Raw genomic sequence first — 12,709 nt, 5'->3', positions numbered from 1 at the left:
TTCAAATTTAGTTTTCGCTGATAGAATCGTATGTCTCTACTGCGCTGTTTTTCAGATCGTCTTCCACTGTGATTCCAAGATTTTCTGCTACTTTTGTATTCAGGTAAAGTCCTGCTTCTGTGATCGTCTCAAATGGCATTTCAGATGCTTTCTTTTCTCCTTTGAGAACCTTTGCTGCCATCTTACCTGTCTGTTTGCCAAGTGCTACATAATCAAGGCCTTCTGCTGCCAGGCATCCAAGCTTCACCTGTTCGATCTCACTTCCGAATACCGGGATATTTGCTGCATTTGCCTTATCCAGAATGGTTGCAAGTGAGCTTACTACCGTGTTATCTGTCAGGTTGCTGATGCAGTCTACCTGTGACAGAAGATCGTCTGTTGCAAGTGCGATTTCTGATGTATTTGTAATTCCCTTTTCTACAAGTTCAAATCCATAGTCACCGACTTTTTCTTTGTATTCAGCAATTGCAGATACGCTGTTTGCCTCACTTGTTGTATAGAGGATACCAATCTTCTTTGCATCCGGAAGAAGTTCACGGATCATTTTCAGCTGTGCTTCAATCGGAAGTTTATCACTGGTTCCTGTGACTTCTCCAACCGGGTTCCCTTTATCATCTGCAAGCTCTGCTGCTTTCGGGTCCGTAACTGCAGTATAGATAACCGAAATATCCGTATCCATCGCAGCATTGTATGCTGTCTGTGCACTTGGTGTTGCGATTCCGCAGATCAGATCTACTTTATCGGATACAAAGCTGCTTGCGATCTGTGATGCAGTTCCCATATCTGCTGCCGAGTTCTTGTATTCAACATTCAGATTCTTTCCTTCCTCGATACCTTCTTCTTTCAGTCCCTCTAAAAATCCTTCACGGCAGTTATCTAAAGATCCGTGCTCTGCAAACTGGGAAATACCGATTGTATAGCTCTTTTCTCCATCTGCTGTCTTGGAATCCGACTTGCTTCCACATCCTACCATCATTGTTACTGCCATTGCCATTGTTAATAATACTGCGATTGTTCTCTTTTTCATAATTTTGTTCTCCTCTTCTTGATAAATAATTTTCTTTGTTAGCTTTCAAGAGAAGGTGTTTCTTGATTCCGCGCCGTACCACAACAGGAATACATATGTAACATCCTGCCGGAGACTTTTTATTTATCAGGAAAGGTTTTCCTGGTAAATAAAAAACACCCCAATCCTTCTACGGATTGAGGCGACTAATATCTTCTACTAACGCGGTACCACTCAACTTTAACAGTTTCCTGTCCTCTTTTATGTACTAACATACATCCCTTATTGATAACGGGTTTGGTTCCCGACAAACCATACTCTCAATCATCTGATTTCAGGCTGCCCTCGAAAGTCCATTCAATTATCAACTCCATACAGCAATCCCACCGCCTGCTGCTCTCTGTGATATCGTTCGATAACCTACTCCTCTTTCTCAACGGTTTTACAATTTATGGTTAATATATTACCTCTTTATTCTCTGTTTGTCAACCTGATTTTTGGAATTTTTCAGATTTTTCTACTCCGTTTCCACAGCTCCCTGAAAAATATCCTGATAACATACTCCGTAATTATCTAAAATCAGCGAAAAAATCTTACGGTTCTTTTCATATTCCATCCCCAGCTCAAGATAAGCCTTAAGATGCAATAATGCCCCCAGAAGATAGACTCTGTCGTCTTCTGTTTTATAAAATTCATACAAACGGTAAATACTGATTATGAGGAGTTCTTCTTTATCCACTCCAAGTCTTTCACATTCATTCACCGCAAGCTTTATCGCCTCAATATCTGTTCTGTACGATTCCCAATCCATTTCTCTCCCCCCTTTTTTTAATCATATCCTATCACGGCGTTTTTGTAAAGTTAACTTGCATATAATATCATTCTTTTTTCAAATTGAAATGCTACACTACTTTTATGAAGGAGAGATACAGCATGGAAAAGAATTTCGGTACACGCGTTCGGCAGGCACGTCACAAAGCCGGTCTTACACAGGCAGCACTAGCAGAAAAACTAAATCTTGATGAGACAACGATAAGCCGGATTGAAAATGGCAGCCAGGCAACATCCTTTGCAACCATGCTTAATTTTTCAGAAGCATTAGATGTCAAATTTGATTATCTGATCTGTGACTACCTGGATGATTCAATTCATTCAAAGGATCCGATCAATGCCGAGATCCTGGATATGATCACACCGCTTCCTGATAATTATAAACGATTGATCCGTGATAATATCCGACAGTTGTTAGAAAAGATTCCACCAGAGATGGGCGAAAAATAAATGTAGTCTATGCCACCCCGGAGCCGGAGGAGAAAAAATCCTATAGATTCAACTTGAATCTATAGGATTTTTTCTCTTCCCGGGCGCTCTGGGTTACCAGTTGTAACTGTTCTTCGCCCATTTGTATTGTGTTCGACAGAGAAGAGGTGTTACCCTCTGCGTTGTCCGGGTTCGTTCTGACCTATACGGGCGGCACGCAGCACGTGAGAGGCGAGTACAGAGGTTGTGACGTTTCCTACTCCTCCCGGAACCGGTGTGATATGGGATACTTTTTCCCGGACATTTTCGTAGTCCACATCTCCACAGAGGGTTCCGTCTTCCAGTACGTTGATTCCGACATCCGCTACCACCGCTCCTTCGGCGATCATATCGGCGGTGATATGCTTTGCCCGTCCGATCGCAGCTACTATTATCTCTGCTTCGCGACATCTGTCCGCCAGATCTTTTGTGCGTGAATGGCAGATAGTTACAGTTGCATTCTGTCCAAGCATCAGCATGGAGAGCGGTTTTCCAACAACCATGCTTCTTCCGATGACGGTCACTCTTTTCCCCTGGAGTTCAATTCCATAGTGATTCATAATGTGCATCACTGCCTCAGAAGTACAAGGCGCATAAGCAGTTCTGTCACCTTCGAATATTTTTGCAAGATTTACAGGACTCATTCCATCCATATCCTTTGCCGGGTCGATCATCTGTCTGATCTTCTCTACATCGAGCTGCTCCGGAAGCGGCTGGAACAAAAGAATCCCGTGAACCTCCGGATCTTTATTGATCTTACAGAAAGCATCCTCAAATTCTTCCTGTGAAATATCTTCTGGCAGTTCTACAATGCGGCACTCGATTCCGATCATTTCCATTCTTTTTTTTGCTCCACGTTCGTAGGCAAGATCATTTTCTTTCGCTCCTACCCGAATGATCGTAAGGCATGGATTTACTCCCGCCGCATTCAACTCTTCTCTTTCTCTGATCAGCTTTTCTTTCATGGCTTTTGCCACTTCAGCCCCTCGCATCTGTATGCTCATGTCTTCCTCCTGTCTGTCTTATCTGTTATGGTCTGATACCCTTAAGTACAGCATCATAAGTTGTCTCTTTCAATTCTTTGCCTGTCGCAATCAGTTGATCAGCCAGATAATTCAGTCTTTCAGCTTCTTCCTGATCCTTCATCATCTTTGTATTGATAAAAATATTAAGAGAAGCTCCTTCAAGGGCTGCCTGTGCAAAGAGAATTGCAACTCCTGCATCGCTGACAGCAAGCCTGCTTCCTTTTTCCCCCAGCACTCGGATCATCTCCATAGTATCTACAATTGTTTTCATGATACACAGTGGTGCTTCTGCCGCATTTTTAAGTGCGGTCTCCATAACTTTTTCCTTCTCTGCCTGTTCTTCCTCTGTCTCTTTTGGCATTCTGTAAGCCTTTGCCAGTGGTTCAAAAGCCTCGGCATCTTCATCTACCATCCGGACCAGATCCTGCTTCTTCTGCTCAAGTTTTTCTCTTATCTCTAGAATTTCCTCTTCAACATCCGCATATTTCTTTTTTCCGACAGTCAGATTTGTAACCATAAGTCCCAAAGCTGATGCGAACGCTCCGACTGCTGCCGATGCACCGCCACCTCCCGGAATCGGTGCTGACGATGAGAGCTGTTCCAAAAAATCAGTTGTTTTCTGCTCCAATAACATATTTTTCCTCCCGCTTATTTTTGCTTTCCTATTATAGCAAAGGATTTCTCTTCTGAAACATAGTACTTTCTGATATGCCTTTCAGGATATCGGTATATGAAATTCTATCTGAATCCTAATGAAAATCCGGTGTCCCCACCATATCATACGGGGTTGCCTGGTAAACATAGTAATTCAGCCAGTTTGCATACATACAGTTACCATGTGCTCTCCATGTAAGAAGTGGCTTCTGTGTGCTGTCATTGTCTGGATAATAATTCTCCGGCATTTCAATCGGAAGTCCTTTGCTCAGATCCCGCTTATACTCCTGATCCAGTGTCACCCGGTCGTACTCCGGATGTCCCATCACAAAAATCTGTCTTCCATTCTGTGCCATGATAAGGTATGCTCCTGCCTTTTCCGACTCTGCCAGAATCATCAGTCTCTCATCTGCACGGATCTTCTCAATCGGCACATCTGTATGTCTCGAATGCGGTGCATAAAATACATCATCAAATCCACGTACCAGAGGAATCTTACGGTTCATAACCTTATGTTCAAAGATACCGAAAAGCTTTTTGTCCAGCTGTACTTTATTAATCCCATAATGATAATAAAGTGCTGCCTGTGCTCCCCAGCAGAGATGGATCGTTGAAGTAACATGCGTCTTTGTCCACTCCATGATCTCTACAAGCTCTTCCCAGTAATCCACCTCTTCAAAAGGCATCTGCTCTACCGGTGCTCCGGTTATGATAAATCCGTCAAATTTCTGATCTTTTACATTTTCAAAATTCTCATAAAACCGGTTCAGGTGATTCGCTGAAGTATTCTTTGAAACATGATTTTTCACTGCCAAAAATACAATGTCAACCTGCAGCGGTGTATTGGAAAGGGAGCGCAGAAGCTGAAGTTCTGTATCCTCTTTCAGTGGCATAAGATTCAGAAGTCCGATCTTGATCGGACGAATGTCCTGATGAACCGCACGGTTCTCATCCATTACAAATATATTTTCTTTTTCCAGTATTTCTTTTACCGGAAGGTCATTCTGTACACGAATTGGCATTTCTGCTTACTTCCTCTCTTTTTTATTTTCCCCGTTTTTTACCGCTGTATCATTTTCTTCCGGATTTTCTCTGACAAATCTTCCGCTATCATCCACATAACTCTTTTCCCCATACTCCGAAGTCTGAAGCGGAAGCTTTTTCTTCTCCAGCAAATGATTGATCAGCATTGTAATAATATAATAAACTACTGCAAATGTAGGCACGCCCATGATCATTCCTACAAATCCAAACAGACCGCCTCCGAGCAGGATTGAAAATACAACCCAGAATGCAGATAATCCGGTCGAATTGCCCAAAATCTTCGGTCCGATCACATTTCCATCAAGCTGCTGCAGTACAAGAATGAAGATCAGGAAATACAAGCCCTTGATCGGATCATTCAGCAAAATCAGAACGGCACTCGGAATAGCACCGATATACGGTCCGAAGAAAGGAATGACATTGGTCACACCAACGATTACACTGATCAAAAGTATGTACGGCATCTTCAGGAGCGTAAGTCCAAAGAAGCAAAGCACTCCGATAATCATAGAATCAATAATCTTTCCAATAATAAATCCACCAAAAATCTCATTGCTTTTCTTTGTCAGATGCAGGATCATATTGGCATGATCTGTACGGAACACTGCATAGACGATCTTTTTACTCTGTGCGGAAAATGTTTCCTTACTGAACAGAATATAGACTGATACAATAAGACCAATCAGAAAATTCAGGATCTCACTGACAAAATTGATGATCCCAACCGTCAGGTTTGACATCACTTCATTAACCTTGGTTAAAAGATCCTGTTTGATCCAGTTCTGTAATGCATCCGATCCCTTTTCTAACAGGTTACGTGCCATGACTCCGGCAGGACTGGTATCTTTCTGGATACTTATGATCTTCGTAACCATATCACTGATCTGTCCCGGCAGAGTCTGAACCATGTCACGGATACTTTTATAAAGTTCCGGAATCAGCATATTGCACAGTGCCAGGATCAAAGCAAGCAGCATAACCAGCGCTGCAAAAACACCGACACTACGCGAAACCTTCTTTGCCTTTTCCTGAGACATTTTCTTTTTTAATTGTGGAATCAGCCACCGGTCAATCTGCTTTACGATCGGATTCAGCAAATATGCGATCACCATTCCGTATAGGATCGGCTTTAACACATCAATTACTTTACTGACACCTACTGATATATCCTCTATTCGGAGTAACAGAAAATAAAAGATTACACAAGCCGCAATAACAAGGAAAAAGGTAATCCCCTTCCTGAAATGCAGCAAAATCTTTGACGGCCCTCTGTTACCAAATTCCGGACGCTTTTCATAATACGCTGCCGATTTCTTCTTTTCCGGCTTCCCCGAAACCCCTTTCTCTACATTGTCTTTTTTTTCCATTTAATTTCCCTGTCTTTCTTCAAAAGTCCGATTTTTATTATACCTTCTTTCTAACACCCCCGTCAACCTCCCCAACCATCCTTTTCGCACCTTTTCTCTCATTCCTTGCACACAAACAAACAGGTGCAGGAGAAACTCTCCCACACCCATCACTTTCATCTACGCACATCCACAACTGAAAGTTGCACATTCCGTCTCATCACAGCTGCATGCCTTGCTGCCCTCCACACTGATCTTTCCTGCATGGCACTGGCATTCCTTATTGTACTGGCACTCCGTGGCCTTGCAGTCGATCTTGCTTGTCGGACCCGCCTCACCAGTCACATTGCTGTAGGTGCCGCTTTTTCTTTCTTCAAAGCTGTCACAGCTTGTCTCTGCAGCTTTCCGTGCAGATTTTCCTCCCACCGTAATTGCGTTCAGATCACAATAAAAATCTTTGTTGTGCATACATGTCTGTACTGTACATTTTAATTCAGGCATAATGTTACCTCCTTTTTGAAAATCAGTATCATTATGCCCGAAAGTTTTATTTCTTATTCAGATTTTATTTAAAACTCTATTTATCGTCTTCTTTTTTTACTTCCCTTGCTGTTTTGGCCTGGATCTCCATCTTGATTGCTGCAAGGAAGTCCGTCAGTGACTTCTGTCCTTCATCCCCTTCAAAACGGCTTCTTACAGATACCAGTCCGTCCTCTTCTTCTTTTGCTCCGACAACCAGCATATACGGGATCTTCTTCATCTGTGCTTCACGTATCTTGTATCCGATCTTCTCTGCACGTGTATCAATTTCTGCACGAACACCTGAATTGTTCAGTTCATCCAGAACCTTCTGTGCATAATCCATATATTTGTCTGAAATCGGAAGCACCTTAACCTGTACCGGTGCAAGCCATGTCGGGAATGCCCCTGCAAAATGCTCGATCAGGATACCGATAAATCTTTCGATCGATCCGAAGATTACACGGTGGATCATGATCGGACGATGTTTCTCACCATCTGCTCCTGTGTATTCAAGGTTAAATCTGAGCGGAAGCTGGAAATCAAGCTGGATGGTTCCACACTGCCATGTTCTTCCGATAGAATCTTCCAGATGGAAGTCGATCTTCGGTCCGTAGAACGCTCCATCTCCTTCATTTACTACATATGGAAGTCCCAGATCGTCCAATGCGCCACGAAGGGCTTCAGTAGCCATATCCCAATCTTCATCACTTCCCATGCTGTCCTCCGGTCTTGTAGAAAGCTCCACATGGTATTTAAATCCAAACAGACTGTAAACTTCATTGATCAGTTTTACAACGCCTTTGATCTCATCACGTACCTGCTCTGGTGTCATGAAGATATGTGCATCATCCTGTGTAAAGCATCTTACACGCATCAGTCCATGAAGCTGTCCTGATTTTTCATGACGGTGAACCAGTCCAAGTTCTCCCATACGAAGCGGAAGGTCACGGTATGAACGTGGTTCAGATTCATATACAAGAATTCCTCCCGGGCAGTTCATTGGTTTGATAGCGAAATCTTCATCATCGATCACAGTTGTATACATATTGTCTTTGTAGTGATCCCAGTGGCCTGATGTTTCCCAGAGATGGCGGCTCAACATAATCGGTGTTGAAATTTCAACATAGCCGGCTTTTTTGTGGATCTCTCTCCAGTAATCAAGCAGCTGGTTCTTCAGTTCCATTCCTTTTGGAAGGAAGAATGGAAATCCCGGTCCTTCTTCTCTCATCATGAAAAGTCCAAGTTCTTTTCCAAGTTTTCTATGATCACGCTTCTTTGCTTCTTCCATCATATGCAGATATTCTTCAAGCTCTGCTTTCTTCGGATAGGAAGTACCATAAACTCTCTGAAGCATCTTATTCTTTTCACTTCCGCGCCAGTAAGCTCCTGCAAGGCTTGTAAGTTTGAATGCTTTTACCGGTTTTGTGCTCATCAGGTGAGGTCCTGCACAAAGATCTGTAAATTCTCCCTGTGAATAGAAGCTGATTACGGAATCTTCCGGAAGGTCTTCGATCAGTTCCACTTTATATGGTTCATCTTTTTCTTTAAAATATGCGATTGCTTCCGCTCTTGGCATTGTATACTGTTTAATTGGAAGATCTTCTTTAACGATTTTCTTCATCTCAGCTTCGATCTTTTCCAGGTCTTCTGCTACAAGCGGAGTCTCACGGTCAATATCATAATAGAATCCGTCTTCAATTGAAGGTCCGATCGCAAGTTTTGTATCCGGATACAGTCTCTTGATTGCCTGTGCCATAATGTGAGATGTTGTGTGACGGAATGCACCTTTTCCTTTTTCATCATTGAATGTAAGAATGTTCAGCTCACAGTCTTTGTCGATCACAGTTCTTAAATCAACAACTTCTCCGTCAACTTCTCCTGCTGTTGCAACCCTTGCAAGTCCTTCACTGATATCTTTTGCAATATCAATTACTGACATGCTCTGTGCATATTCTTTGCTTGATCCATCTTTTAATGTGATTTTCATAGTCTTTTTGTTCCTCTCTTTATTTTATAATTTCTGATTATACAACATTTTTCTGTGCAAGCTCCGGATCCGGATGTTCTCCTGACCATCCTGCCTGTGGCATAGTTGCCAGTCTCGATACATCCTCTTCGCTGATCTCAAAATGGAACAGATCCATATTCTGTTTCATCCGCTCCATCGAAGATGATTTCGGAAGCGGAATGATATCATTCTGAAGCAGGAATCTCAGACATAGCTGCGCCGGTGAAACCTGATACTTTCCGGCAAGTTCAAGGATCAGTCCATCTTCCAGAATCCGCCGTCTTCCGATCGGGCTCCATGCCTGCATCTGAATACCATGCTCTTTACAATACTGCACAGCAGCCTGCTGCATATAACCCGGATGCAGTTCCAGCTGGTTGACAACTGGTTTTACTGTTCCATTCTCCAGAATGTTCTTAATATGGTGCGGAAGAAAATTGCTGAGTCCAAGTCCCCGGATTTTTCCTTCTTTCTGAAGTTCTTCCATCGCCCTCCAGGTCTCAAGATCCAGTTCTTTCCAGTTCTCACAGTCAGCCGACGGTCTTGGCCAGTGGATCAGATAGATGTCCAGATAATCGGTACCAAGTCTTTTCAGACTCTTTTCTAATGCATCCTTTGTCTGCTGATATCCCATTTCATCTTTCCACATCTTGGATACAAGGAAAAAATCCTCTCTTGGAAGATTGCTTTCACGGATCGCCTGCCCTAAAAAATCTTCGGTCTGATAAAAGGATGCAGTATCAAAATAGCGATATCCTGCTTCTATGGCAGTCTTTAAAACCTCTACGTTATTCCCTTCTGCTGCTTTGTAAGTTCCAAAACCAACGCATGGGATTTTCATATCATTGTTCAGCTTAAAACAATCGTAAATACTTTCCATTAGATCATCCTTTCTGTAAAAGCTACTGTCTGTAATTCAAGACCGCATATTGCACAAAAGAATTTCATCCAATTCCATTGCGCAAAAAGTGAATTGGCTGAATTTCTTTTGTGCAATATGCTCCTTCAAATTTTCTAGTACATCTTTTCCAGACAACTTAACTTTTAAAATAAAAAACCTCTGCAACAGATTATCTGCTGCAGAGGACGAGTTACTTTGTATACCCGCGGTTCCACCCCGCTTGTCCTGATTTCCAGGACCTCTTTGTGGATGATAACGGTATCCAGCCGGACTGTTTTACAGCCGCTCGGAGGTGGTCTTCAAACGCTTCTGTAATAAGAGGCTCTCAGCCTAAGACCTCTCTCTCTGGGATTTTTCTGCGTTCTACTCTTCTCTTCATCGCATTTGCTAACATTATACCATGGGATTTTCATTTGTCAACACGTTCAAAAAAATGTATTGAAAATTTCTATCAGAACTTATTTGTTCTTACCACAGCATTTTTTATATTTTTTACCGCTTCCGCACGGACATGGATCGTTTGGATAAACTTTCTTTTCTACGTGGATTGTACGTGCGTTTTTCTGTTCTTTGTAAAGGACTTTTTTCTTTTCTTCTGTAAAAATCTTATCCCACTGTGGCAGTTCATACAGCCAGTCAGCTTTTGCATCTACCATGTTCTTGTAAAGCAGTTCTTTATCAAAAGCAAGACTTACCTCAGTGTCCTCATCCATTGTTTCAATTGGATTAGCCACTTTCAGGCTGTCATTGATTCCATCAAGGAATCCTGTCATTGTAAATACATTAATGCCATATTTTTCAGCAAGTTCCTTTACAGTTCCTTTTACTTCTTCGTCCGGATTCTCAAGCAGCTTTTCATAGATCTCTTTTTCAGTCTGGAAATAGGTTCCCCAGAACTTCTGCAGAGAAGCTTTATCCATCTCTTTCGAGTAAGCGGTATCTCTCCACTGTTCTAATAATGTACTCATACTGTAAATTCTCCTTTTTGTTCTTTATCACTTCATATATCATACAGCATTTTTCGACTGTTTGCAAAACATTTTCTTGTAGAAATTGTTTTTTATCTATATAATAGAGATAAAGTACAGTACGAAGGTGGTTGTTATGAAAAAAATCAAGCGTTTTGCGGCTCTTATCTGTGCAATTCTTCTGTTCCTGATGTACGTCAGCACTCTGGTATTTGCATTTATCGACAAATCCAGATCATTAGGACTTCTGAAAGCATCTGTTGCCTGCACGATTCTTGTGCCGGTTATGAGTTACGCCTACATCCTGGTTTATCGTCTGATCCACAGGAATGATGACGACTTTCACAGTGAATATTAACATCTCATACATAAAGCTCTGCCATCATCCAGGCAGGGCTTTTCTCTTCGCCGAATCTGCCACCGAATCGTTTTTTCTCCTGTTCTCTGATCTTCTGTCTCTTATTTAAATATTCTTCCATGGAAATGACTTCCTGTGTGCTGATATTCTTCTCTTTCTGCATATCTTGTTACCTCCTGTCTACAGTTTTTTCGTCTGTCTGCCTTCTGGTATAAGCCTCATCCGGCATTTCCCCGACATCTTTAATATATGTTCTTATTTTCTGATTTATGACTTTTTCTTTTTTATGATGAATGTTTTATTTTAAGAGTATAGCCGTGTTCTGTGACCTTACTATGGAGATTCTCTAAAAAAATCATAAGTTGTTTCTTAAGAAAATATGATTGACAACACCACGTCAATTCACTAAACTAGACATAGTGAGTAGTAAGAAAGGAAGAACATCATGAACAATTTGCAGATACCGGAGAATTACCATTCTCCACTTACGATCCGCGAGACTGAAGTGGCAATCAAAGAAGTAAAAGACCACTTTGAACGCGCACTTGCCAAATCTCTGCATCTGACGCGTGTATCCGCTCCTCTTTTCGTCCGCCCGGAATCCGGACTGAACGATAACCTGAACGGAGTAGAACGCCCGGTTGCATTTGGCATCAAAGAACAGGAAGACCGCGAAGTTGAGATCGTCCACTCTCTTGCAAAATGGAAACGTTACGCCTTAAAGCGCTACGGCTTTCATTCAGGAGAAGGACTTTATACTGATATGAGCGCTATCCGCCGAGATGAAGATACTGACAACATCCATTCCATCTATGTTGACCAGTGGGACTGGGAAAAAGTAATTTCCAAAGAAGAACGCAACATGGAGACACTGGAATACACTGTAGGAAAAGTATACAGTGCACTCAAAGAAACCGAAGCCTACATGGCACGCCGTTACAATTATATTGAAGAATTCCTTCCGGATGAAATCAGCTTCATCACATCCCAGGAACTGGAAACCATGTATCCGGACAAGACACCAAAGGAACGTGAATACCACTTTGCCAAAGCCAAAGGTGCCGTATTCATCAAACAGATCGGTAAGACCCTTGCCTCCGGACAGCGTCATGACGGACGTGCACCGGACTACGATGACTGGGAACTGAACGGTGATATCATCGTCTACTATCCGGTACTCGATATCGCACTGGAGCTTTCTTCCATGGGTATCCGTGTCGATGAAGATGCACTCCGCCGTCAGTTAAAGGAAGCCGGCTGCGAAGAACGCGCCGAGATGGATTTCCAGAAAGCATTACTGAACGGAAAACTTCCGTACACAGTCGGAGGCGGAATCGGACAGTCCCGAATCTGTATGTTCTATCTCCGCAAAGCCCACATCGGAGAAGTCCAGTCCTCCATCTGGCCGGACGACGTCCTCGAAGAAGCCGCATCCCGCGGAGTGTACTTACTGTAATACATAACCAACCATTATCACAATTTGATAATTTACCATAAAAATGGGGCTGTGAAAAAAGCATAGTCCCGAAAAAAAGAAGGACCAAGGGTTTATTATAAACCCTAAGGTCCTTCTTTCTG

14 protein-coding genes and 2 other annotated features are annotated in these 12,709 nt (G+C 42.4%); of the genes, 3 read left to right on the top strand and 11 right to left on the bottom strand.

Annotated elements, in window-relative coordinates; all coding sequences use genetic code 11:
* Positions 1-7 precede the first annotated feature (7 nt).
* Positions 8-1,027 carry an ABC transporter substrate-binding protein gene (locus tag AB5213_RS04635; RefSeq protein WP_270222815.1) on the bottom strand — a complete coding sequence of 340 codons (1,020 nt, stop codon included), beginning with the start codon at positions 1,025-1,027 and terminating at the stop codon, positions 8-10.
* Positions 1,028-1,201: 174 nt separating this feature from the next.
* Positions 1,202-1,452, bottom strand: a binding site (T-box leader).
* 71 nt (positions 1,453-1,523) lie between these two features.
* On the bottom strand, positions 1,524-1,817 hold the full coding sequence (locus tag AB5213_RS04630) for a hypothetical protein (protein WP_270222813.1): 294 nt from the start codon (positions 1,815-1,817) through the stop codon (positions 1,524-1,526).
* Between the two features lie 122 nt (positions 1,818-1,939).
* Between AB5213_RS04630 and AB5213_RS04625 the strand changes: the two genes are divergently transcribed.
* Positions 1,940-2,287 carry a helix-turn-helix domain-containing protein gene (locus AB5213_RS04625; protein ID WP_022220545.1) on the top strand — a complete coding sequence of 116 codons (348 nt, stop codon included), beginning with the start codon at positions 1,940-1,942 and terminating at the stop codon, positions 2,285-2,287.
* Between the two features lie 149 nt (positions 2,288-2,436).
* Here the strand turns inward: AB5213_RS04625 and AB5213_RS04620 are convergent, their stop codons facing one another.
* The 8 genes from AB5213_RS04620 to AB5213_RS04585 all read right to left on the bottom strand — a co-directional run bounded on the left by AB5213_RS04620 (position 2,437) and on the right by AB5213_RS04585 (position 10,773).
* A complete protein-coding gene (locus AB5213_RS04620) occupies positions 2,437-3,309 on the bottom strand; it encodes a bifunctional 5,10-methylenetetrahydrofolate dehydrogenase/5,10-methenyltetrahydrofolate cyclohydrolase (protein ID WP_270222812.1) in 873 nt (290 codons plus the stop codon).
* A 25-nt stretch (positions 3,310-3,334) separates the two neighbouring features.
* Positions 3,335-3,964 (bottom strand): cyclodeaminase/cyclohydrolase family protein, encoded by a 630-nt coding sequence (locus AB5213_RS04615; protein ID WP_055260861.1) that lies wholly within the window; start codon positions 3,962-3,964, stop codon positions 3,335-3,337.
* 115 nt (positions 3,965-4,079) lie between these two features.
* Entirely contained in the window at positions 4,080-5,006 is a 927-nt protein-coding gene (gene metA, locus AB5213_RS04610; protein WP_008374805.1) for a homoserine O-succinyltransferase, read from the bottom strand.
* A 6-nt stretch (positions 5,007-5,012) separates the two neighbouring features.
* Entirely contained in the window at positions 5,013-6,395 is a 1,383-nt protein-coding gene (locus AB5213_RS04605) for an AI-2E family transporter (RefSeq protein ID WP_173689877.1), read from the bottom strand.
* Positions 6,396-6,554: 159 nt separating this feature from the next.
* A complete protein-coding gene (locus AB5213_RS04600) occupies positions 6,555-6,875 on the bottom strand; it encodes a DUF1540 domain-containing protein (protein ID WP_022220546.1) in 321 nt (106 codons plus the stop codon).
* A 76-nt stretch (positions 6,876-6,951) separates the two neighbouring features.
* Positions 6,952-8,883: a threonine--tRNA ligase gene (gene thrS / locus AB5213_RS04595; RefSeq protein WP_055157604.1), complete on the bottom strand. Its 1,932-nt coding sequence runs from the start codon at positions 8,881-8,883 to the stop codon at positions 6,952-6,954.
* Between the two features lie 37 nt (positions 8,884-8,920).
* A complete protein-coding gene (locus AB5213_RS04590; protein ID WP_008374798.1) occupies positions 8,921-9,784 on the bottom strand; it encodes an aldo/keto reductase in 864 nt (287 codons plus the stop codon).
* Positions 9,785-9,983: 199 nt separating this feature from the next.
* Positions 9,984-10,193 (bottom strand) — a binding site (T-box leader).
* A gap of 70 nt (positions 10,194-10,263) precedes the next feature.
* Positions 10,264-10,773, bottom strand: coding sequence for an SEC-C metal-binding domain-containing protein (locus tag AB5213_RS04585; RefSeq protein WP_022220547.1), 510 nt, complete (start codon positions 10,771-10,773; stop codon positions 10,264-10,266).
* 136 nt (positions 10,774-10,909) lie between these two features.
* Between AB5213_RS04585 and AB5213_RS04580 the strand changes: the two genes are divergently transcribed.
* Positions 10,910-11,131: a hypothetical protein gene (locus AB5213_RS04580; protein WP_055260855.1), complete on the top strand. Its 222-nt coding sequence runs from the start codon at positions 10,910-10,912 to the stop codon at positions 11,129-11,131.
* A 4-nt stretch (positions 11,132-11,135) separates the two neighbouring features.
* Here AB5213_RS04580 and AB5213_RS04575 read toward each other — a convergent pair whose 3' ends face one another.
* A complete protein-coding gene (locus AB5213_RS04575; RefSeq protein ID WP_008374787.1) occupies positions 11,136-11,294 on the bottom strand; it encodes a hypothetical protein in 159 nt (52 codons plus the stop codon).
* 282 nt (positions 11,295-11,576) lie between these two features.
* Here AB5213_RS04575 and asnA point away from each other — a divergent pair, with 282 nt between their 5' ends.
* Positions 11,577-12,587 carry an aspartate--ammonia ligase gene (gene asnA / locus AB5213_RS04570; protein ID WP_008374783.1) on the top strand — a complete coding sequence of 337 codons (1,011 nt, stop codon included), beginning with the start codon at positions 11,577-11,579 and terminating at the stop codon, positions 12,585-12,587.
* Positions 12,588-12,709 lie beyond the last annotated feature (122 nt).

The sequence above is a fragment of the Coprococcus sp. RTP21204st1_G4_RTP21204_210225 genome (genome assembly GCF_040915385.1).
In the GTDB taxonomy this organism is placed as follows: domain Bacteria; phylum Bacillota; class Clostridia; order Lachnospirales; family Lachnospiraceae; genus Allocoprococcus; species Allocoprococcus comes.
This window is presented reverse-complemented; position numbering and strand designations above follow the sequence as displayed.

Coding starts and splice junctions, on each gene's coding strand:
- AB5213_RS04635 (WP_270222815.1), bottom strand. CDS start 1,027: ATGAAAAAGAGAACAATCGCAGTATTATTAACAATGGCAATGGCAGTA.
- AB5213_RS04630 (WP_270222813.1), bottom strand. CDS start 1,817: ATGGATTGGGAATCGTACAGAACAGATATTGAGGCGATAAAGCTTGCG.
- AB5213_RS04625 (WP_022220545.1), top strand. CDS start 1,940: ATGGAAAAGAATTTCGGTACACGCGTTCGGCAGGCACGTCACAAAGCC.
- AB5213_RS04620 (WP_270222812.1), bottom strand. CDS start 3,309: ATGAGCATACAGATGCGAGGGGCTGAAGTGGCAAAAGCCATGAAAGAA.
- AB5213_RS04615 (WP_055260861.1), bottom strand. CDS start 3,964: ATGTTATTGGAGCAGAAAACAACTGATTTTTTGGAACAGCTCTCATCG.
- metA (WP_008374805.1), bottom strand. CDS start 5,006: ATGCCAATTCGTGTACAGAATGACCTTCCGGTAAAAGAAATACTGGAA.
- AB5213_RS04605 (WP_173689877.1), bottom strand. CDS start 6,395: ATGGAAAAAAAAGACAATGTAGAGAAAGGGGTTTCGGGGAAGCCGGAA.
- AB5213_RS04600 (WP_022220546.1), bottom strand. CDS start 6,875: ATGCCTGAATTAAAATGTACAGTACAGACATGTATGCACAACAAAGAT.
- thrS (WP_055157604.1), bottom strand. CDS start 8,883: ATGAAAATCACATTAAAAGATGGATCAAGCAAAGAATATGCACAGAGC.
- AB5213_RS04590 (WP_008374798.1), bottom strand. CDS start 9,784: ATGGAAAGTATTTACGATTGTTTTAAGCTGAACAATGATATGAAAATC.
- AB5213_RS04585 (WP_022220547.1), bottom strand. CDS start 10,773: ATGAGTACATTATTAGAACAGTGGAGAGATACCGCTTACTCGAAAGAG.
- AB5213_RS04580 (WP_055260855.1), top strand. CDS start 10,910: ATGAAAAAAATCAAGCGTTTTGCGGCTCTTATCTGTGCAATTCTTCTG.
- AB5213_RS04575 (WP_008374787.1), bottom strand. CDS start 11,294: ATGCAGAAAGAGAAGAATATCAGCACACAGGAAGTCATTTCCATGGAA.
- asnA (WP_008374783.1), top strand. CDS start 11,577: ATGAACAATTTGCAGATACCGGAGAATTACCATTCTCCACTTACGATC.